Annotated in this window: 15 protein-coding genes and 2 pseudogenes; 9 read left to right on the top strand and 8 right to left on the bottom strand. The window is 40.6% G+C overall.

Annotated features, from left to right (window positions below; translation table 11 throughout):
* Nucleotides 1–17: 17 nt before the first annotated feature.
* The 3 genes from aspS to HYD_RS01270 all read left to right on the top strand — a co-directional run bounded on the left by aspS (nt 18) and on the right by HYD_RS01270 (nt 3,458).
* Entirely contained in the window at nt 18–1,814 is a 1,797-nt protein-coding gene (gene aspS, locus HYD_RS01280; RefSeq protein ID WP_419469454.1) for an aspartate--tRNA ligase, read from the top strand.
* Between the two features lie 35 nt (nt 1,815–1,849).
* Nucleotides 1,850–2,362 (top strand): SH3 domain-containing protein, encoded by a 513-nt coding sequence (locus tag HYD_RS01275; protein WP_236865536.1) that lies wholly within the window; start codon nt 1,850–1,852, stop codon nt 2,360–2,362.
* A 223-nt stretch (nt 2,363–2,585) separates the two neighbouring features.
* Nucleotides 2,586–3,458 (top strand): hypothetical protein, encoded by an 873-nt coding sequence (locus HYD_RS01270; protein ID WP_236865534.1) that lies wholly within the window; start codon nt 2,586–2,588, stop codon nt 3,456–3,458.
* Between the two features lie 40 nt (nt 3,459–3,498).
* Here the strand turns inward: HYD_RS01270 and HYD_RS01265 are convergent, their stop codons facing one another.
* Nucleotides 3,499–4,713, bottom strand: a complete 1,215-nt coding sequence (locus tag HYD_RS01265; protein ID WP_236865532.1) for a hypothetical protein — start codon at nt 4,711–4,713, stop codon at nt 3,499–3,501.
* Between the two features lie 559 nt (nt 4,714–5,272).
* Between HYD_RS01265 and HYD_RS01260 the strand changes: the two genes are divergently transcribed.
* Complete coding sequence (locus HYD_RS01260) at nt 5,273–5,545, top strand: hypothetical protein (protein ID WP_236865530.1); 273 nt, start codon at nt 5,273–5,275, stop codon at nt 5,543–5,545.
* Nucleotides 5,546–5,791: 246 nt separating this feature from the next.
* Here HYD_RS01260 and pbpC read toward each other — a convergent pair whose 3' ends face one another.
* Both pbpC and HYD_RS01250 read right to left on the bottom strand, forming a co-directional pair.
* Nucleotides 5,792–7,870: a penicillin-binding protein 1C gene (gene pbpC, locus HYD_RS01255; RefSeq protein WP_236865528.1), complete on the bottom strand. Its 2,079-nt coding sequence runs from the start codon at nt 7,868–7,870 to the stop codon at nt 5,792–5,794.
* Between the two features lie 281 nt (nt 7,871–8,151).
* Nucleotides 8,152–9,852, bottom strand: coding sequence for a TolC family protein (locus HYD_RS01250; protein WP_236865527.1), 1,701 nt, complete (start codon nt 9,850–9,852; stop codon nt 8,152–8,154).
* Between the two features lie 215 nt (nt 9,853–10,067).
* Here HYD_RS01250 and prfB point away from each other — a divergent pair.
* A protein-coding gene (prfB, locus tag HYD_RS01245; protein WP_236865526.1) for a peptide chain release factor 2 occupies nt 10,068–11,193 on the top strand; the annotation gives its coding sequence in 2 pieces (ribosomal slippage) (nt 10,068–10,151 and nt 10,153–11,193; 1,125 coding nt in all).
* Between the two features lie 90 nt (nt 11,194–11,283).
* Here the strand turns inward: prfB and HYD_RS01240 are convergent.
* A pseudogene (locus HYD_RS01240) lies at nt 11,284–12,777 on the bottom strand (DNA translocase FtsK); the annotation flags it as partial.
* A gap of 324 nt (nt 12,778–13,101) precedes the next feature.
* Nucleotides 13,102–13,416, bottom strand: a pseudogene (locus HYD_RS03825) (DNA translocase FtsK 4TM domain-containing protein); the annotation flags it as partial.
* Between the two features lie 264 nt (nt 13,417–13,680).
* Here HYD_RS03825 and HYD_RS01235 point away from each other — a divergent pair.
* The gene (locus tag HYD_RS01235; RefSeq protein ID WP_236865522.1) at nt 13,681–14,790 is read left to right on the top strand and encodes an FtsW/RodA/SpoVE family cell cycle protein; all 1,110 of its coding nucleotides are present in this window, start codon (nt 13,681–13,683) and stop codon (nt 14,788–14,790) included.
* A gap of 88 nt (nt 14,791–14,878) precedes the next feature.
* Here the strand turns inward: HYD_RS01235 and HYD_RS01230 are convergent, their stop codons facing one another.
* Together HYD_RS01230 and HYD_RS01225 are read right to left on the bottom strand one after the other, a co-directional pair.
* A complete protein-coding gene (locus HYD_RS01230; protein ID WP_236865520.1) occupies nt 14,879–15,370 on the bottom strand; it encodes an RpiB/LacA/LacB family sugar-phosphate isomerase in 492 nt (163 codons plus the stop codon).
* 32 nt (nt 15,371–15,402) lie between these two features.
* The gene (locus HYD_RS01225) at nt 15,403–17,259 is read right to left on the bottom strand and encodes a protein-disulfide reductase DsbD family protein (protein ID WP_236865518.1); all 1,857 of its coding nucleotides are present in this window, start codon (nt 17,257–17,259) and stop codon (nt 15,403–15,405) included.
* A 94-nt stretch (nt 17,260–17,353) separates the two neighbouring features.
* On the opposite strand from HYD_RS01225, the gene HYD_RS01220 reads away from it, so the two are divergent.
* Both HYD_RS01220 and dnaJ read left to right on the top strand, forming a co-directional pair.
* Nucleotides 17,354–17,944, top strand: coding sequence for a YqgE/AlgH family protein (locus HYD_RS01220; RefSeq protein ID WP_236865516.1), 591 nt, complete (start codon nt 17,354–17,356; stop codon nt 17,942–17,944).
* Between the two features lie 134 nt (nt 17,945–18,078).
* Nucleotides 18,079–19,221, top strand: coding sequence for a molecular chaperone DnaJ (dnaJ, locus tag HYD_RS01215; protein ID WP_236865514.1), 1,143 nt, complete (start codon nt 18,079–18,081; stop codon nt 19,219–19,221).
* 126 nt (nt 19,222–19,347) lie between these two features.
* On the opposite strand, the gene HYD_RS01210 is transcribed toward dnaJ, so the two are convergent.
* The gene (locus HYD_RS01210) at nt 19,348–20,424 is read right to left on the bottom strand and encodes a hypothetical protein (protein WP_236865512.1); all 1,077 of its coding nucleotides are present in this window, start codon (nt 20,422–20,424) and stop codon (nt 19,348–19,350) included.
* 53 nt (nt 20,425–20,477) lie between these two features.
* Between HYD_RS01210 and HYD_RS01205 the strand changes: the two genes are divergently transcribed.
* Nucleotides 20,478–21,470 carry an NAD(P)H-dependent glycerol-3-phosphate dehydrogenase gene (locus tag HYD_RS01205; RefSeq protein ID WP_236865510.1) on the top strand — a complete coding sequence of 331 codons (993 nt, stop codon included), beginning with the start codon at nt 20,478–20,480 and terminating at the stop codon, nt 21,468–21,470.
* The last annotated feature ends 21 nt before the right edge of the window (nt 21,471–21,491 follow it).

The following is a 21,491-nucleotide window of genomic DNA, read 5'->3' as shown; positions in this document are numbered from 1 at the left end:
CTGCGGAGATTGCATCGATAAGTTCATACAGAACTCACACATGCGCGCAGCTATCGGAAGACGAAGTTGGCTGCAAGGTTCGTCTTTCAGGATGGGTGCATAGGGTCCGCGATCTTGGGCAGATATTGTTTATCGACTTGAGGGACCACTATGGAGTGACTCAATGCGTTTTCTACTCCTCGTGTTCGCGCTTTATTGATGCACAAAAAGTGTCGCTAGAGAGTGTCATAAAAGTTGACGGCGTCGTTGCAAAGCGCTCTCCAGAGACTGTGAATGAAAAAATATCTACAGGGGGGATTGAGGTTGTCGTAGAATCGATTGACGTTTTGTCTATGGCGGGGCCACTTCCGATGAACGTCAACTCTGGAAAAGAGTTTCCAGAAGAAACCAGGTTAAAGTATAGATTTTTAGATCTCAGAAGAGAAAAGCTTCACAAAAATATAGTTTTGCGCAGCCAAGTTGTGAATTTTTTGCGCATGCGAATGATAGAGCAGGGATTTCTAGAATTTCATACGCCGATTCTGACTAAGCAGAGTCCTGAGGGAGCGCGCGATTATTTAGTCCCAAGCAGGTTATATCCCGGTGAGTTTTACGCGCTTCCTCAATCTCCTCAGCAATTTAAACAGCTTCTTATGGTGTCTGGTTTTGATAGGTATTTTCAGATAGCGCCATGCTTTCGTGACGAAGACCCGAGGGCAGATAGGTCTCCTGGAGAGTTTTATCAGTTGGACATAGAGATGGCGTTTGCAACTCAAAGTGAGATATTTGAAGTGATTGAGCCAGTTTTGCGCTCTGTGTTTTGTGAGTTTGGTGGAGGGGCTAGCGTCACAAATATACCTTTTCCAAAAATAACATATGAAGATGCGATGCTGCTGTATGGGTGCGACAAGCCTGACCTGCGTAACCCGCTTGTTATCCGAGACCTCACAGAGGAATTTTCTAGTAACCCATGCCCCCCATTTTCTGGAGCAATTTCTGGCGGTGGTGTTGTGAGAGCTTTGGTTATCAAAGCTGATATTTGGCAAAAAAACTCTCTACAAAAGAGCTTTTTCCGATCTTTGGCGCAGTGGGCAGAGCGCGAGAAAGCTAAGGGGATTGGATATGTGACTGTTGAAGCTCTAGATGTGAGCGACGAAGCGTCATTTTCTGGCCCTATAGCAAAGTTTTTGAATGAACGACATAGGGGCAATATTTTTTCAACTCTTGATCTTGGCGTTGGCGACAGAGTTTTATTTATAGCGGACGAAAAAAGCTTGGCAGAATCAATCTCTGGGAAAATGCGTATACACTTGGGAGAAACTTTGGGACTGGTTCGTGATGGCTCTTTTGAGCTGTGTTGGATCGTGGACTTTCCAATGTATGAGCGAGACAAAGATTCCGGAGCGGTGATATTTTCTCACAACCCGTTTTCTATGCCTCAGGGCGGAATGGACGCGCTTTGTTCAGAAGACCCTTTAAGTATAAAGGCATATCAATACGATATTGTGTGCAACGGAATCGAGCTTTCCAGCGGTGCTATAAGAAATCATGTGCCAGAGATAATGTACAAAGCGTTTGAAATTGCGGGGTATGGTAAGGATCATGTGGACGAGCAGTTCGGAGGAATGATCAGGGCGTTTCATTATGGCGCCCCTCCTCATGGAGGACTTGCTCCAGGTATTGATAGGATGATCATGTTACTTTCTGGAGCTAAAAATTTAAGAGAGGTAATCGCGTTCCCGTTCAGTCAGCAGGTTCGAGACTTGATGATGGATGCGCCATCTGCTGTGTCTGCTGATAGCTTAAAAGAATTGCATATACGTGTGGTTCGCTGAAATAGATCTGAAATAGATATTTAAGGGCGTTGTTTATGATAGATATTATTAGGAAAAATTATTGTATTTTCCAGGTTTTTGTTTATGCCATTGGTTTTTGCTGCGCTATTTGCGAGGCAGCCACGCAAGTTTCGTCTCAGAAATATCGTTCGCTCAGGTCTAATGAAGTGAATTGGAGGTCGGGGCCTGGGTATGAAAATCCTATAGAGTGGATATATAAAAGGTTTGGTTTACCTGTTCTTGTTATCAGAGAGTTTTCGAACTGGGCTTATATTCGTGACAGCTATGGCACGTGCGGATGGGTAAACAAAAATTTTCTTAGCAATAAAAAAACGGTAGTAGTTACGTCTGAAGAAAGCCACATGAACAGCAGGCCGGACGGAACAGGTAGAACTGTCGCCATACTAAAAAAAGGTGTTATATGCAGGATATATAAAATAACTAACGGAAGGTGCTATGTGTCTACTCAAGACAAAAAATACAGCGGTTGGATAGAAAAAAGTGACTGCTGGGGAGGAGCGGATTTTTCTGGGGATGACTATCAATAATTAATGCTTATGGTGTTTTGCTGATGCTTTGCGAGCGTAAATGAAGATGGTTTTTTGATCGATTGTGTGTCGATGTTTGGTCGTAATATGTTGCCAGATCTTAACCTAAAGTTTATCTGTTAGAAGTAGCATTTCTGGCACGGCATAACGTTACCTGTTCGCTGCGATGCTTCTAAACTTTAAGTTGAAAACAGTCACAAGCACATATTTTGCTATTGCCGCGATGATTATATTTTCAAAGTTATTGTTTGAAATTGTAAATTTTTCCAGCGGTATACAAGGTTTTAACAACCCTGTTGTTTATGTACGCTCTCTTTCAGAAAAAACCGGCGCAGAAGTTGGGTGCTTTCAGGACAATATATCGTATAAACTGTGGAAAAAAAAGACGAACATTTCGCAGTTCGAGTATGTTTCAGCGAAAAAAGATGAAGAGATAAGCAGAATTCGCGAGCAGGAAAACAGTGATATTTTGAAAATAGCTCAGTATGAAAGAAAAAATTTGATGCTGCAGTCGGTGTACGCTATTAGTATTTGTATGACCATTATATGTGCTCTGTATCTGTTGTGGCTCTTTATTAATAAAAGGTTGGTAATTGATGCGTTAGACGAAAACGCTCCATTTAACTATAGGCATGTGGTGAGATTTACTTTTGCACACGTTTTGCTGATGCTCGGTCTTTTATTTTTTGTTATAACATCTTTAGGTACGGTAAGTTTTGTAAAAGAGTCCATATCGAAAAGCTCTCTTTTCATGAACTACTATAATGCGCACAAAATAGAGTATGGAAATTCGAAAGATTTGCGTAGCCCGATAATAAACACAAAATATGGACTTCTTGTTCATATGAATGATAAAAAAAATCTCACTGAAACTAATTATAGAGACAAATCCGAGCAGCTTATTGCATTTGTTATAGGAAAAGCTGTTGGTATAGAGGATGGGGCGCGTAAAAATGGGCAAGTTTTTACACTTCTTAGCTTAATTGCTTTATTTTTTCTGATGGATGTATTCTCAAGGGCTTTTATGAAAGTTGAAAGAAAAATGCTGAGGAAGAAAGGGAAAGGGAAAATGGCGGCTGAAGCGAAGACAGCTTAGTCTTTTTCGTTTTTAATCCTAAAGCTTTTTATTTTTAAGTTTAAGAATGCGGCTTTCTCAGTTTGTAAGGGCCTATGAGGTACAATTTTCTAGGGCGAGCATCTTTGAAGCCGGAATCTGGATTGTGAGTGTATATTTCGCAAATGTATTTCTTGTGCGTTTCGGTAGTTGGTAGCAGTGCGGTTTTCAATTCCTCGAGCTCTTTGGAGACTTGCAATCTTTCGAAAAACATATTTTCTATTTTTTTTGCTATGTTTTCTCCGCTTTTTTCTCCAACCATAATATACACATTTCGAATGCAGCTATCTTTGTGCGCTGAGAGCCTGAGATATTCTGCATTTAAATGGGATATATTTTTGTATTCTACTATTTCAGGAGCTGTTTTTGCTGATGTGATGTTTATCTCGGCCATATTCCATACGCAGCCGAAAGCCTTTGCCCCGGACGCGCACACGATTCCGGCAAGATAAGGGTATGCGAAGATTCTGTCATATTCAAAATCAAACCCAATTACGTTAAGCTCATGTATAATTCTATCTATCGGGTAGGCAAAATTTTTTTCTACTCTTATAAACTGAAGATATTTGCTTTTTGTGAAATCTGTCTGATTCATGAACGGACCATTTCCGCAAAAATGGATGACTTGTTTTTCAAGTATTGCATAGAACAGAGATACAAATGTAATTGCTCCAACAGATATCGATGAAAAAAGGTGTTTTTTTAGTCCTTTGGTAACGTCAAATAGTAGAAGTATGGCTGGAGAGGCTAATATAGGCATTGTTAGCGAAGATATATAAAACATGTTACAGTATGAGCCGAGAGATGAAATAACAGAAACAGAAACGCAGACTATGACGAAAGCTGCTGCCGGTTTTTTTTCTGTTGCTCGTGATATATACAGCAATCCAGCACATATGCATAATACGAAATATAGCCAATTTGTTTCTACGCATGCCATTGAGGCTGGCTCAAAACAAACTATTCTGAAAGCCTCATAGACTATAACTAAAAATGATGCGGCGGCGGCCACTGAGGCAAGATTTTTATATCGAATTCTTTCTGATGCGGTAGACGCAGCCCATAACGAAGCTATAAAAAATAAATGAAAGTATTTTATAGTTAAATTTTTTGCAGAGCATAAATATCTAAGTAAAAGGTTGCTATAAAACCCTGTAGCTGCTATTTTATATAACCTAAAGCATCCTATCGCAACGTCTTTGTATAAAAGCCAAAAGGCCGCAAAATATAGCGACAAAAAAGATATTGTAAAAGCTAAGATATATAAATAAATTCTATTTTTTGTATATGAATATAATAGCACTGAAAATCCGATGGCAAACAAAAGCATAGCCAAACCTTGCTGAGGCCTTGATAACATTGCCAGAAAAATCGCGCTTGACAGCAGCGTTGAAGAAAATAGCGCGGAACTCGTCCTATGTGCTGTCGAAACTAGGCACAAGGCTATAACGCAAACAATAGAAGAGATAACGGCAGTTGTGTAATATGAAAAATTTTTTAAACTATAGCTATAGTTAAAAAACGATAGCAATATGAAGTATTGAGTAAATATTATTTCTCGCCCGGCTATAATGTTCCCAATTCCCATAGAATTTACTGTTTTGCGCAGAACTTTGCACAAAATAACAGGTAGCATTACCGTTATGGTAAGCGACAAAAACCTATACCCAATAAGTAAATGACCAAATACTTCACCGATATAATGAAATGGTATGTAAAACATGCTTAGAAATAAAGGAGTTTTAGTTGCCATCCCACCATGAGCCAAGCAATACAAGTGAAGCGCCTCATCAGCGATGTCAAAATTAAAGAAAAATGAAAACGACGTTAAAAATACTAATATGCAAATAAAACACCACAATACCAAAGAAATAAAAATAGAACTATTTGTGAAAATGCTACAAGAAGGTGTTTTGAACGATAATGTATTTGTTAGTTTTTCAATCAGACTATCTGCAAATTTAAACGCGATCTGGAATTTTCTATTGAAAAATTTGTTGAGAATTATAAATACTGCAGACGCTATATACAAAGGAATAAACATGGGCCGCTCTGACAGCATTTTATAAAAGAGGTTATATGCGATAGAGCAAACCTTATAAAGGTATTCAAAAAACAACATATCTCTCTATAAAAAATTTCATAAAAAGTAATACGAGTAATACTAGTTATCTGCGGCATATTCAAGTGAGATAGTATTCTGGAAAAAAACAAAAGTAAACTGCGAATAGTATAACTATTGACCGTTAGTTGCTAGGCGGATATTTTAAATTATTTTATTTTCTATTTTGTTATTTTGCGACAGGTTAGTTCTATTATTTTATAAATAAAATTTCTACTAGTATAGAGCTATATTTTCCATCTGTATCGACTGCTGTAATTTTGTGCCAGCCTTCGTCTTCTGGAATCCATATCAGTGTGCTCTCGTGCATTTTTTCAGATATGCGCGGATGTCCGTCAATGAACCAAGAGAGAGGAGCGGTTCCTTTTTGCGTAACTACACAAATGTTTTCTCCGCGATGGACGCACAGAGTCGAGGAATTTTCTGGGAAACTTATGTATATTTGATTGTCGAGAGCCATTTTTTGCATCCTAGATAGGAATAGCCGCTGTTTTTTAGGGAGTTTTGTTGATAGCCGTTGACTTAGTATTGTGTAATGACTTTTTCTATAGACTATTTTTGCTGAATCGCCAATAGTTTCTGATGCTAGTCTAGTGAATATTGGAAGCGCTGCGCTTTCTCCGGAAACGGAGGGTATAGACTTGCCGTCTGCCCTACCGACCAAAACTCCTATGACGTAATTTTCAGTATAACCAATTGTTAGCGCATCTCTTCCTCCATAAGAAGTCCCGGTTTTGTATGGTGTTGTCATGAGGTCGCTCGCTGATTTGTTTGATGACATTGAAAGTATTTCGTGTATTTGTCTCGCAGAATTTTTTGTCAAGAATTTTGTTACTTGCGGTGTTTTGTTTTTAAAAAATATTGGCCTAGAACAGGTTCCGTCTCTCGGGAAAGCGCTGTAAAGCGATACTAGGTCTGTTAGGGAAATTCCCAGCCCTCCTAGCGCTATTGGAAGGGACGGAGGAGAATTTTTGGCTGTTTTTGCTATAGCTCCAGCTTCTCTAATTTTTTGCATAAATTTTTCTGGACCTATAGTTTCTAAAGCTGCAACAGCCGGAGAGTTGAGCGATAATAAAAGCGCATCTTCAACTGTGACGTCTCCCATAAAGTCTCTTTGTAAATTTTTTGGAGAGTAACTGTTTCCAAAATTTGTTTTACCATCGTATACGGTTGTTGCAGGTCCTAGAAAGCCCATTTCCATGCCAATAGCATATATAAATGGTTTGAGAGTAGAGCCCGGAGAACGGAGAGCATCAGCCATATCAACATACCCACTTTTTAATTTATCCCCGAATGCAGCAGAGCCGACGTAAGACACTATGCAACCACTTTTTGCATCCATTATAACTGCAGCGGCGTTTAATATGGGATCTATAGAGGACAGCCTTTCATACACTTCTGACAAAAGTATTTTTTCGCACTCTATTTGTATGAATCTGTCTATAGTTGTTTCAAACATAAAAGATTTGTGCAATTGGTTGCAAGATAGGTTTAGTAAGTATCGAGATTTGCTTTGGTCGGCCTTGTTTATTAATCTATAGAGAAGGTTTTGCGCGTGCATTTCTGGTTTTTTTTTGCAGAAAGATAGAGCGATTTTTTCTGTGAGTTTTGCATCTTCTTTTGTTATTGCTCCTTTATCAACAAGTCTTCTGAGGGTTTTTTTCTGAAGAGCTATGAGTTTTTTTTTATTTGATACGCAGGATGGAGATTTTGGAATGGCTACGAGAAAAGCGGCTTCGCTTGTATTAAGTTCTGAAGGAGCTTTGCCGAAATATATCCATGAGGCAGCAAAGAGCCCTTCTATGTTATATCCGAATGGAGCGAGTGTGAGATACATATCTAGAATTGTTTCTTTAGGGAACATTATTTCAAGTTGTATTGCTCGTATACACTGTATTATTTTTTGGTAGATCTTGTTTTTCTTTTTTTGGCTTAGCATTTTTGCGACTTGCATCGTTATTGTAGACGCTCCTGATAAAAATTTTTTTTTCGTTATGATATGCGTTGCAGATCGAACTATCGCCAATATGTCAACGCCGTTGTGTCTGTCGAACCTCTTGTCTTCGAATGTTTTTAGCATTTTTATGTATATAGGCGATGTGTTTTTTGATTTTGTGAAAATCCTCCATTTATCGTCTTTTGACATTGTCGCGGCGAGTATGTTTCCGTCTTTGTCGAGTAATACATAGGAAATATCATTTATTTTTGTAAGATCAGGCGGGAACGATAACGCAAAGGAGAGCGCAATAGCCGCCATAGTCAGAGCAGTCAACAATGCAAATATAGTTTTTCTGAGTAAATGGTTGATGATGATTGTTGTATATTATTTTTTTCGTTTGAGATGATTATGAATGAATTTTTATCATCAGTGAATGCGGTATAGAAGCGCAAAACGTTGGATGATTAAAATAGGACCAAGGCTAAGTACTCTGGAAAAACTCTCCCCACCCCCAAAACTGCAGAGAGATATGAGGGAGGGCGGGAGAAAGATTCAAACCTTGAGACAAAGCCTAATTTATCAGAACAAAAACCAGAGAGGCCACAATCAATGGTTTATTTTGATGGCTTGTTTGAGCTATTTGGTTTCACAGATTTGTTTTCAGGTTGCTGCGTGGTGCGAGCTATATTTTTTGCACTATGCCTTTCAAAATCATCAAACTCTGTATTGAATTTTGCGATCTTTTCTCCGAAATACTCATCAGACCCGAGATCAAACCAACTGGCGTGGTTCTTATCATAGTAGACGTAAGGGTTGTACTCTGATATTTTGAGCGCCAATGTTTTTGGACGAAGCTTGCCTACCATATACGGAAGATTATACGATGCGCGCACCAAATCTGACGTTGCCTTTATCAGCTGCTTAAGAGAGTCTATCCAATATGTCTGATACTGAACTGTCTCTGCAAACCCGCGCTCTCCGAATTCGTATTGTTTTTCTGCCTGGTCAAGGGATACCTTGTTTGCGTCTAGGGATGCTTTCGCAATATCTACATTTCTAACAGCAGCTTCATAATGACTGAGATTTTTTGCACACAAATGAGCTACATCACGTACTTTTTGCGCCCTTTCAAGCCGTGCTTTATGGAGCTGTTGGGTGGCTTCTCTGTGAGCCGCATTTGTTAGGCCTTGTTTGTATATAGGGACGGAAAGCGTAACCCCAACGCTGCCGTCATTGTGGTATTCTCTTCGGTCTATACCATTAACTCTCCCATGATTTTCTTGTGCAAAGGACTTATTTCTTCTCAGCCCAGCGCTTAGATCAACCTTTGGAAGAAATTGTGAAGTGGCATTGGCAACGCTTGCTAGAGCAGCCTTTTCGTTGAACATAAGGGCGATCAACTCTGGGAACGAACGGGACGCCTGCGCGACAAATTTTTCCAAAGAATCAACTTTATACTCAAATGGCTTTGGTGTTTCTAAGTTATAGGCAAGACTGCTGTTTCCAGTTATGTCTTTAAGATGTGCGGTAGTAGAGTCTATTTCTGCTATATCGGACGATATCCTCATTCTCGCGTCGAGTACTTTAGCTTCTGCGGCTTTTAGGTCTGAGATAGTCTGATCTCCCACTTCAAATTTCACTCTGGTTTGTTCGAGAAGCTTATTAAGATGCTCTTCATTCCTTTTGTCTGCAGCTAAAAATTCTTGCGCTATTATAACATTAAGGAAGGCATCTATTACTTTTACGAATAGCTCCTGTTCTTTTTCTATGAGGACATAGCAATAAGATACGAATTTGTTGATAGCATAGTCTATTCGAGCGCTTGTTCCGCCTCCGGAGTATATATTTTGTCGCAGCTCGAGGCCAAGAGAAGATTCGTCGTGTATTCCCGTCTCTGGCGCTCTTCTTTCGATTCCTGGGAGAGTTTGAAGCTTTTTATGTCTAGACGAACTGTTGCTTTGTCTTGCTATCATGTCTATTTCCGGTCGCCATTCTGACAATGCCTTGGCAACTTCTTCTGCAGAAGCGTTAACTTCTGCGCGTGCCGCTAATATGGAAGCATTTTTTTCATATGCCGAGCACAGAGCATCGGATAACGTCTTTATGCTTGCGACCTCGTTTGCCTTTCTCGGTTGTTCTAGATTCTGCGGTGCGGAGAGTTCGGCGACATGTGCTGCGGCAGATTTCTTGTTAGAAGGCGAGCCGGCTTTTTCTGCAGCATTCGCGAATCCGGAAGCAAAAAACAAAACGGCTAGAGCAGTTGCACGCCATGCGCGCGAACTCAAAGGAAATGACTTATTATCAAAAGTATCCATCAATTAACAGTGCTTTATAATCCGTAACACAGATGTTAGTATAAAAAAAGGCTTTTGCACAGGTTTTCAACGAAACATTTTTAGTGTGGACGGAGGCGATTATTTGTTGCTAAAATCGCATGTGCCATACGTTTTCTGCGGATTCGGGTGCATAGATGACAGTTTTAATTCTGTAATATAGAATTGATTCCGGTGGGCCTTAATTTTATAGATATATGGCGTCTGGAACAACGGTTTACGATATACAATCAGAGATAAAAGAAGCGAGGGAAATACTCGATTTTTTAAGGGGGTGGCTTTGAAAAGCGGGGAGTTCGCGAACAAATAGATCAAATTGATTCGCAGTCGAGCGTAACTTGGGACGATCCTGACGAAATGGCAAAGCTTTTGAAGCGCCGTGAGGCTCTCGTTTCTGAGGAGCGGGAGATTTTGGACGTGGAATCTGCTCTTAAAAATTCAGTAGAGATATTCAACATGGCCGTGGATGAGGGAGAGAACGAAGTGGCCGATGAGGAGTCGCGTTCTATCCTTTCAATAGTTGATTCTGTTCGAAAGCTCAGGCTTAACACCCTATTTTCGGAAGAAAGAGACAAAAGCTGTTGTTTCGTTGAGGTGCAAGCTGGTGCAGGAGGAACAGAGGCGCAGGATTGGGCGATGATGCTTCTGAGAATGTACATGAGGTGGGCGCAGAGATGCGGGTATGAAGTGGAAGCTCTTGATGAAAGTCCTGGAGAGGAGGCTGGTTTGAAATCGGCAACTATCAAAATATCTGGTCCAGAACATAAATTCCCATATGGGTGGTTGAAGCACGAAAGCGGCGTACATAGATTGGTTAGAATATCGCCATTTGATGCTTCCTCAAGAAGGCATACCAGCTTTGCATCTATAGTTGTGTCTCCGGAAGTTGACGATAGTGTGGAAATTGAGATAAATCCGAAGGATTTGAAAATAGACACATATAGAGCCTCTGGGGCAGGTGGACAGCACGTAAACAAAACAGAAAGCGCTATAAGAATTACTCACATTCCGTCTGGAATTGTGGCGCAGTGTCAGAATGATAGGTCTCAGCATAGAAACAAAGCTACTGCCATGTCTATGCTTAAATCTAGGCTTTATGATAGTCAGATGAAAAAGCAGAAAGAAGACATAGCGGCGCTTAGCAATACAGAGAAATCTGGAATAAGCTGGGGTAGACAGGTTAGGTCATATGTTCTTCAGCCATATCGGCTTGTGAAAGACGTAAGAAGCGGATTTGAGTCGGGATGTCCTGACAAAATTCTGGATGGCGAGCTTGAAGACATACTGGAGGCTAACCTTAAGATGCATGCCGAACAGAGGTGAGAGGAGGATAGGTGGCTATAGAGGAGTTTTAGTGTATTTGACGTGTGATTTTACGTATAACTGGCGCTGGGTTTGACGTAAGTAAATTATCTAAAACAAAATCTCGCGTTTGCCAACATGGTTTGGAGGAGATATTAGCCCTTCTTTTTCCATTTGCTCTATGATTCGAGCCGCTCTGTTATATCCAATTTGAAGCTGTCTTTGGATATAGCTAGTGGACACTTTTTGGTCACGCTTTACTATTTCTACGGCTTGTTTATAAATAGACGACGAATCTTGACCAAATTGGATGTCGTTTGCTTGGGTGTCTTGTTCTTCTTCATGAAGTATGGTTTCTATGTATTCTGGAGATCCTTGCTGCTTAAGGAATGTAACTACGCGCTCTATTTCGCTGTCACTTACAAATGGTCCGTGTACCCTCATTATTCTTCCACCAGAGGCCATGTATAGCATGTCGCCATGTCCTAGAAGTTGTTCCGCCCCTTGTTCTCCCAGTATCGTTCTACTGTCTATTTTGGATGTGACTTGAAAGCTTATTCTTGTAGGAAAATTAGCCTTTATCGTGCCTGTGATAACGTCTACCGATGGGCGCTGTGTTGCCATTATAAGGTGAATGCCGGCTGCCCGCGCCATTTGAGCAAGGCGCTGGACGACTATTTCTATTTCTTTTCCTGCTACCAGCATAAGGTCTGCCATTTCATCAACAACAACAACTATAAACGGAAGCTCTTCTAGATTTAGTTCTTGGTCTTCGAATATAGGGGCTCCTGTATGAGGGTCAAATCCAGTTTGTATTTTTCTTTTCAGTTTTTCATTTTTAGATAGAGACGAAGACACTTTCTGATTAAAGCCTTCGATGTTACGTACTCCGAGCTGAGACATCATGCGATATCTGTTTTCCATCTCGTGAACGACCCATTTTAAAGTCATCACAGCTTTTTTAGGGTCTGTAACAACCGGGGTCAAAAGATGTGGAATATCGTCGTATACCGATAATTCAAGCATTTTTGGATCTATCATTATAAGCCGACATTGTGACGGAGAAAGCCTGTAAAGAAGCGATAATATCATGCTGTTTATGCCGACAGATTTTCCTGAACCAGTGGTTCCAGCTACAAGCAGATGCGGCATGCGAGCAAGGTCTGCTATTACTGGGTATCCGGATATGTCTTTCCCGAGAACTAATGCGAGATTTCCGTTGAAAAAATTATATTCGCTGGAAGCTATTATATCTGAAAGATACACCGTTTCTTTGTGCTGGTTTGAAAGCTCTATCCCTATAACATTTTTCCCAGGTATGGGCGCGACTCGTGCAGAAAAAGCGCTCATAGATCTTGCGATATCGTCTGATAAGCTAATAATTCGTGATGCCTTTATCCCTGCTGTAGGCTGAAGCTCGAATAACGTTACAACCGGTCCGGCATGGGCGTTTATGATATCACCATGTATCCCAAAATCTGATAAAACTCCAAGAAGTTGAGCGGTTTGATCTGATAGACTTTTTTTATCAATCGGCTGCTTCTTGTTGTTTTTATGCTGCTCTAAAAGCTCTAGGTAGGGGAGCTTGTATGCGCTTTTGTTCTGTAGTTGTACTGCTTGTATGGTCTGTTTTGGTGTATAGGTAGAGTTTTCGGATGACTCTGGCTTATTGGCTCTTAGCAATTTGCTTATTCTTCCATTTGTTTGTGTTTTTCGCTTTTTAATGGCCTTTAACTTATCCAGTTTTGATCGTATATATGGGGCAAGCTTATGAACCGTTACAGCGGCTGAAAACACAAAAGTTATGCACGCTAATGTCTCAGAAATATATGGCATTTCCGATAAGTGGGCGTCTATTATCTCCGCCGCTGCGTTTGGCAATGGGCCTCCTATTGACGGAAAAAGTTTGCTTTGTAAAAAAGACATTATTGGCATAGACGGCAAGAATAAAAGTGCCGATACCGGAGCTCTATGATATTTAGCGAGCGAATAAAACAAACAAAGCCCGGCGCATGGAATTAACAGCGCGGATATGCCGAAAAACTGAAATAACATATCGCTTGCGCATGACCCGTAATCTCCCATAACATTTGACACTACTTCGTCTGATGCTACGTTAATGCTCGGGTCTTGAGGGTTATATGATACAAAGCTAGCTATAAGAAAGAACACCAATACGAGACAAGAGATGGCTGCTGCGTTAGCAATACATCGTATAAAAAAATCTCTTATATACTGTCTCATAAATCTGAGAATGAGCTTGTTATTCAGCACATCAACAGAGAAAGTCTATTACATGATTGGAAAAAATAAAACCAAAAACTGTGTCAGTTTTTTCAGGTATTATGCGACGTGCTGATATTGGTTTGGACTGAAATTTCTTGATCTTAGTGGTTTGCGCGGTTTTTTGCACATACAGCAACCCCCGAGCATGATTTTGAAAGTTTTTTTTATGAAGCATATGGTCTACAATTTATCCATAATGAGGACTTCGCCTTTGACACTGCTATGGTTTCTGTTCAGCTATCTAATCTTTTTCGTTCCATAGATTATTGGATTTTAGGTAGCATTCTTGCTCTTATAGGAATAGGGAGCATGCTTATTATGAGTGTCAGCCCGGTGGTGGCTATTCAGCACGGATGGAGCCCGTTTGTTCTGCTTAAAAAACATTTTATAGTCATGTTTCCAGGCCTTATGGTGATGATGTGCGCATCTATGATGAAGAAAGAAGGCATAATAATGTCGTCCATACTGATTGCTGTTTTTGCATGGATAGCTCTTTGGTTGGTGTTTTTATTTGGAAGCGATATAAAGGGGGCGAGACGGTGGATATCTGTTTGCGGATTTTCTCTTCAACCATCGGAGTTCTTGAAAACAGCGTCTGTAGTTTTGTCTGCTTGGCTGTTTACCAAGCGTCATTTGTGTCACAGATATGCATCTACACTTATTTTGATTTTTGTGATGATATTTCCGCTGCTGCTTCAGCCAGACATAGGGATGGTTTTTTTGATCACATCTGTGTGGTTTGTGCAGTGTTTTGTTGCTGGGCTTCCAATTGCTTGGTTTGCGGCCGGAGCTTTGTTTGGTGTTGGGGCTGTAGGAGTGGCATATTGTTGCTTTTCTCACGTTGCTGCCAGGATAAATTCATTCTTGTTTTCCGGCGGGTGTGATAAATTTGGAATTCATTATCAAGTGATTCAAGCGCTGTCGGCATTCTCCTCTGGAGGGTGGTTTGGAAAAGGTCCCGGAGCCGGAGTGGTTTTGAATTCTATCCCCGACGGACATTCAGACTTTATTTTTGCCGTAGCTGCAGAAGAATTCGGAATGATTTTATGCGTGATAATAATACTGCTATATGGGATCATAGTGTTCAGGTCGTTGCTGCATGCCATGAATAGGTTAGACAAATTTTATTCTCTTGCTTGTGTTGGCATAGCGATGCAGCTTTTAATTCAAACTTTTCTTAATATGGGGTCTGTTATGAGAATGATCCCAACAAAAGGTACAACGCTTCCATTTGTAAGTTACGGTGGGTCCTCGTTCTTGAGTTTATGCTTTGCTATGGGTGTTTTGCTTAGTCTTACTCGGCGTCAAATTATGGATATTTATTCGGCATAATGACTAACCAGAGTCTGTTAGCTATACCATAAATCTGTCCTATATAGTAAACGAAGGCCGGCGCTCGGGGAATGAGCAGAGCGCCTTGTTACTGAATAATTCTTTTTGTATCGGTCTGAAGAAGTTCTACCTTTTGCACTCTACGGGAATGGCGCCCATCATGAAAAGGAGCCGATATAAACTTTATTAACCACTGGAATACTTCTTCGGCGCTGGAATATTCGCTTGGGATGACCATTATATTGGCGTCATTATGGTTTCTGGATGAAACCACTACTTTTTCGTTATAGCAAAGCGCCGCCCTTATTCCATGAAACCTGTTAGCTCCTATGCTCATCCCAACGCCGCTTTTACATATCAAAATACCAGCCGCTCCATCCAGAAGCACGTCACTGATGACTGGTGGGATGAAGTCTGGATAGTCGCACGGCGCGTCGCTGTCTGCGCCATACTCTGCTATCGTAATGGCATCTTTCGGCTCCAGAGAGCAAACAAATTTTACTATTTTTCGCTTCATAAAAAATCCTCCATGATCTGAAGCGATCGCCACTTTGTTGAACAAATACTCTTGCTCGTACATAAAATAATTCCCTGAAACCAATACTATAGATTTTATCTATCTTGTTTTAACTTTTCCATAAGCCTCAGAGCGTGTATTATTTCTGCCGCAGAGAGACGTTCTGATAAGATGATTCCTTGAGGGTACCATTTGCTTATTATTACATTAAAAGGTATTCCAACTCGCTTATGTGTTCTTAGAAACTGTCTTATATCGTCTGATTGAGAGGTATAATCTGCTATCATTGCCACGATTCCTGGAGCAGCGAGCTCGCGCTGTACGCTGTGTTCTTTCAATATAAGCTGCTTATTCATCTGGCATGAAAAACACCAGCTGGCCGTAACATCAACAAATACTATTTTCCCGCTTTCAAGGTATTTTTTCATGGATTCAGGGTTCCATTCCACCCATCTAACAACGCCAGACTCGGAGCTGCCGACTTCTTTATTTGTAAAATTATGGTTTTTGTCTCTGAACACTGGCAACAAGAAAAACGCGATAAAGCAGATTGCTGGAATCACATACCCAACGATTTTTCGTGTTGAAGCATCTCGTATTCTTAGAAATCGATATAAAATTATGCATAATGTTGCGCATAAAATTAGCGCCCAAGACAATAGCTTTTCTGTGTGAGTTTGAAAGTGTGAAAGTATGTTTAAAAGCCATATGGAGGTGCACATCATAAGCACGCCCATGAAAAACTCTATATAAAACGACCAAGCTCCTGGTTTTGGAACAAATTTTGATATGGGAAGGAAGCTTGCGATTATGTATGGGAATGAAAAGCCAATACCTGTGCTTGTAAATATTAAGAGTATGGTAAGTGCATCTTGAGTTAGAGCGAAACCAAGAGTGGTTCCCATAAATGGAGCGCAACACGGAGTCGACATTATGACCGATAAAACTCCAGAAAAAAATGCTCCCGCAAGAGACCTGTTTGACGAAGGCAAAAGAGATTGCGCCCACTTTGGTGCATGAAAGTGGAACGCTCCCATCATGCTGAGCGAAAATAGTGTCATGAATATGGCCATTCCAGAAACGAAAAATGGGTTTTGAAACTGTGTGCCCCACCCCATCTCGGTTTGAAACACATATTTCATCACTATGGCGATGGATGCGAAGGCCCAAAAGCTGCAAATCATTCCTAGTGCAGTTGATAAAAATACTACCCTGAACATGTCTGGGTGTACTTTTGCTATGCTTTTTAACTTTATCCCGAGAACTGGAAGCACGCATGGCATTACATTCAGTATAAGGCCGCCTAAAAAGGCAAAGAACAGCATTTTTATGGTCGAGAAAAAGTTGCTCTCGCTGTCTGGCTGGTTTCCTCTCCCGATTCCATTCATTACGCAGCAGTCTCCACAAGTTGAACTATCTGATGGCATAGGCGAACAAGCGGGAATCACTATCGTTTTTTCAATTGGTAAGCAAGAATTTTCAGAGCATGCTAGCGCGCTTAACCGAATTCTCGTATTCTGCTCGCTGTTTGGCTGAGAATCGTATTTCAGAGTTATCGGAATAACCACTCTTCGTTTGTATACGTGTCCGGTCTGAGCGCCGGACTCCCATTTTTCTGCTTTTGGCCAATTGACTGTGACTGATAGTTTACCTCTAGTGTTTGAGTCGTCATCTATAGAGATTTCTGGTGGTTTTTTAATAGAATCTCCTTTTTCTGATGGTCCATATACTTTCCATCCATCGTTTATATCTATCGTTAGAGTTGCGTTTATCTGGTCGTTGTCGTCTATATGAACTTCAGATACAGAGATCGATACAGGGGCATCTTCCGTCGTTTGTGCATATGACTCAGAGATAGCCAGATGAGCTGAGAATAAGAAAAACGTTATTAACAGGTAAAGACTATGGAAAACTTTTTGTGATACAATTCTGGATGCGGTGTTTATGGTCATTTTTTGCTGATAGCGTTGTAACTTTCGAAATTATAGCAAGAATAATCTATGATATGGAAGAGAACTGGCTCTATGTGTTTAAGCAGCGAACGGTATGGTTATGATGAATATTGATGGTTGTTCATTGTCTGGTCACATACTGACGGCTATGCCTGGTGCTGGCGAGAGCGTTTTTGACAAAACAGTGGTGTTTGTTTGTAGGCATGACAAGAATGGCGCTATGGGTTTTGTGATAAATCAGCTTCTCGAGAATCTGGAGCTTTGTGATATTTTGCGTCAGACGGAAAATTTTGCAATAGATTTTCCGTCGGAAATGAAAGACAACCCGCCAGTTCATTGGGGAGGACCTGTTGAGATGAACAGAGGGTTTGTATTGCATTCACTCGACTATAAAAATGGGAAAAACACAGCAATAGTTAACGACGATTATGGTGTGACGGCTAATGTAGATGTCCTCGACGCTATATTCACCGGGAATGGTCCAAAAGACTATATTCTCGCACTGGGGTATGTTGGTTGGGAGGAATATCAGCTCGAGGAAGAGCTTGCTAGCCATGCGTGGCTTGTTACTCCTCCTGATAGAAACCTGATATTTTATGAGCAGCATAAAAACAGGTGGAAGCGCGCGATAGAGATTTTGGGAGTGCGAGACGACTGTTTGTTGTTGACTCAGGGCAATTCGTGAACGGTTTGACAAACGGAGGCCTTATAATTTGAGATGTGAGCAAGTGATGCTGCGAGGTTGGCATTGGTTTATTCGCAAGCGGGTGGTATCATAGTTTAGCGGTGTAGTTTGGGTAATATTTAGAAGAGAATAGTATGGCGAGTAAGGATTTTTATGAAATTCTTGGCGTGAAAAAAGACGCGAGCAGCGATGAAATAAAGAAGGCTTATAGAAAACTTGCGTTAAGATATCATCCAGATAAAAACCAAAACGATAAGGAAGCAGAGCGAAAATTTAAAGAAATAACAGCCGCGTATGAGGTTTTGAGCGATGATAAAAAACGCGAGACGTATGATCGTATGGGGCATTCGGCTTTTGAACGCGGAGGATTTAACGATAGCGCGTTTTCAGAAGGGTTTCATTTTGGTGGTGGGTTTGGAGGGTTTTCCGACATATTTGAGGATTTGTTTGGCGACTTTATGCGTCAATCTGGAGGTGGCGCTCAGAGAAGAGACAATAACGGAGCAAATATCAGGTTTCCTATGGAAATTTCTCTCGAGGAAGCGTTTAGAGGGGTGGAAACTAAGGTTGAATTTGCGACTTTTGTGCAGTGTGAGGATTGCTCTGGAAGCGGAGCATACAAGGGAAGCAAGGTTAATAAGTGCGGTGTTTGCAGCGGCAGGGGGGTTGTCCGCTCCAGTAGGGGCTTCCTCATTGTAGAGCAAACCTGCTCTGCGTGTCATGGCGACGGAGAAGTAATAGAGAAGTTTTGTGATACGTGCAAGGGGTCTGGGCGCATTAAAGGAAAGCGTAGTATTACTGTTAAAATCCCAAATGGTATCGAAAATGAATCTCAGATAAGGGTTCAGGGCAAGGGTGAAGCAGGATTTAGGGGAGGTGCTGCGGGAGACCTGTATATACAAATTTTTGTAAAGCAGCATGATATATTCACAAGAGATGGAAATGACTTACACTGCGAATTTCCAATATCGTTTATAACTGCTTCTTTGGGAGGCGATGTTGAAGTTCCAACTATAGAGGGAGACAAAGAGAAGCTTAATATTCCTGAAGGGACGCAGTTTGGTAATAAATTTGTAATAAAAGGCAAAGGTATGCAGAAAATGCGCAGCTCTTCCAGGGGTAATATGCTTGTTCATGCGATAGTGGAGATACCGGTTAACCTTACAAAATCGCAAAAGGAACTTCTCAAAAAATTCCAGGAAGAAGAGGATAATCGCACTTCAGGGGCTAGAGGATTTTTGTCTAAACTGCGTGATTTTTGGTCTAGGTCTGGCTAAGGTCCAGTCGCTCTGATAAATAAGGCTATATGGATATGTATAAGTTTGTATAATGTAAGCAATATCTGTGTTTAATAAAACAACGCCTGCGAGCTGTTCGCAGGCAGGCTGAGTTTATCTTTTATCTTATCGGAAATTACATAACTGATCGTAGAACTCTGGAGCCACTTTTTCATGTCTTGTCTTGCTTTGTGTAGCGTTTATAGTCTTTTCTTTTTTAGTATTTTTAAATTCATTTGATTTACTTTCTTCTAGACACGGATGGATGTCGCTTGGATCGAGAGAGGCGTTCCTTATATCATACATGGAGTAGAATGTAGCCTCTTTACTCTGGGACACCTCGCTCATAACAGGAAAATTAGCACCATTGATAACAGGAAAATGAGCCTCATTGATTACTATAGCCTCCTTCTTTTCGATACCAAGATTTTCTTTTAAGTCCTTCATGTTAAAAACATTTTCATTCTTCACTTTGGAATCATATTTTGCATCAATTTCATTTACTAATGTTTTGTACTTTGCGCTTATTTTTTCATTTATGCTGCTAGGCTTCCTATTATTACTGTCATACTCACTGTCATATATGGTTGCAACCATAGGATACATCGTGATAGGTTTATATTCTTCAGAGAAAATGAGGCCTAAGAATGGAGTTAGTGTTATATCTTTCTTTTCAGACATTCCAACGCCAATAATGCGGTTTGTCGGATCTCCAATTGCTGCTAGTATTCCGCCTTCTCTGACGGATTTGACTCCTGTGGGTTTGTTTGCAGTCTTTCCAACGACAAAACTAGATCCATATTTAAGGCCATCTTTAAGGCCGTGTTCTACAAGTTTAGACACCTGATTGCAACTAATAAAAAACATCCCAGCATTGTTATGCTCATCAAGAGTCTTTTCTATATCTTCGAATTTTAAATTTTTTACAATTTCTGCATAAGAATCGTCAGATTTGTTTTCAGTGTATTGAGTGAAAAAGTGATTATTATGTCCTTGGGCATTATAAATTGATTTCATAGAGGCTTTAAATTGTTCTCCTTCTGCAAATTTTTTGTATTCATATTCACAAGTTTCCTTGCGTTTATCTGGTAATTTTGTTATCACAACTGCAGAAGAATAAGAACTAGAAAACATCGTCTGCGCTATTATAAACGCAAAAACATAATTAGATTTTTTTAGTAATTTATGCGATTTTTGTATCATAATGATAACTTGTTATAGATAAAGCACGCGGATTCTAAGTGCAAAAGACGTATATGTCAATAGCAAATAATGGTGCTGCCGATAAAATTTCTATTTTAGGAGCGGGAGCTTGGGGAACGGCTGTCGCTTATTGCGCACAGAAATCGGGAATAGGAGTTAAGGTTTGGGCTAGAAGAGAGGCCTCATTCAAGCACTTTATTTGCGAATTTATATGGAAGACAACCGATTTGAAAGAGGCTATTAATTGGTCTGATGCTGTGGTTATTGCTGTTCCTGCGCAATCCGTGCGAGATGTTTTGATGGCTGTGAAGGAAGTTGTTTGCGGCTCAGAGTATTGGAAAAAAAAGAAAGAGCTTCCTGCGTTTATTTTTGCATCTAAGGGGATAGAGCTTTCTACGGGGTTTTTTATGAGCGAGGTTGCTGTAGAAGTTTTTGGCGCTGGTGTTGTCGCGGGGGCTATTGGCGGTCCGAATTTAGCGTCGGAGATTATGGATAGAAATCCTGCCGGTATAAGCGTTGCGTCTTGCAGCGATATGGTAGCAGAAAAACTCATGCGTTGTTTCAAATGCGGAGAAATCCTCTCTGAGAGAATCGGTTGCTGTTTTGCGTTAGAGATTTTTTCCTCTATGAAAAATCCCATGGCGATAGGATATGGGCTTTTGATGCAGTATACATCGTCAAAAAACGCTCTTGCATCGTTTTTATCTGTGGCTGCGCGAGAGATATCTGACTTTGCTCTTGCCTGTGGAGTTTCATCAGAAAAATGTACAGAGGCGGCTATGAGCTTTGCTGGGATTGGAGATCTAATTCTTACTGCAACCAGCGAAAAATCTAGAAACTCTTCATTCGGAAGGAATTTTCGTTTTAATGATAATGGAGCAAGTGACAGCGCATCGCTTGTAGAGGGAAGGCTTTCTGTTTTCGCTGCAGTAAAAAGAGCAGACCAATACGGAATTGCGATTCCTATAACTCGCTCAGTAGCCTCTGTTTTAGAAGGTAAAATTTCTATAGAACAATTTGCTAAGAAAGTGTTTGAAAAAGATTGAAAGTGTTTGAAAAAGATCAAT

Origin of the sequence: Candidatus Hydrogenosomobacter endosymbioticus, assembly GCF_021654655.1 — a bacterium.
GTDB classification, from domain to species: domain Bacteria; phylum Pseudomonadota; class Alphaproteobacteria; order Holosporales; family GW7; genus Hydrogenosomobacter; species Hydrogenosomobacter endosymbioticus.
The sequence above is the reverse complement of the archived record's forward strand: the minus strand, read 5'-3'. Positions and strand labels throughout refer to the sequence as shown.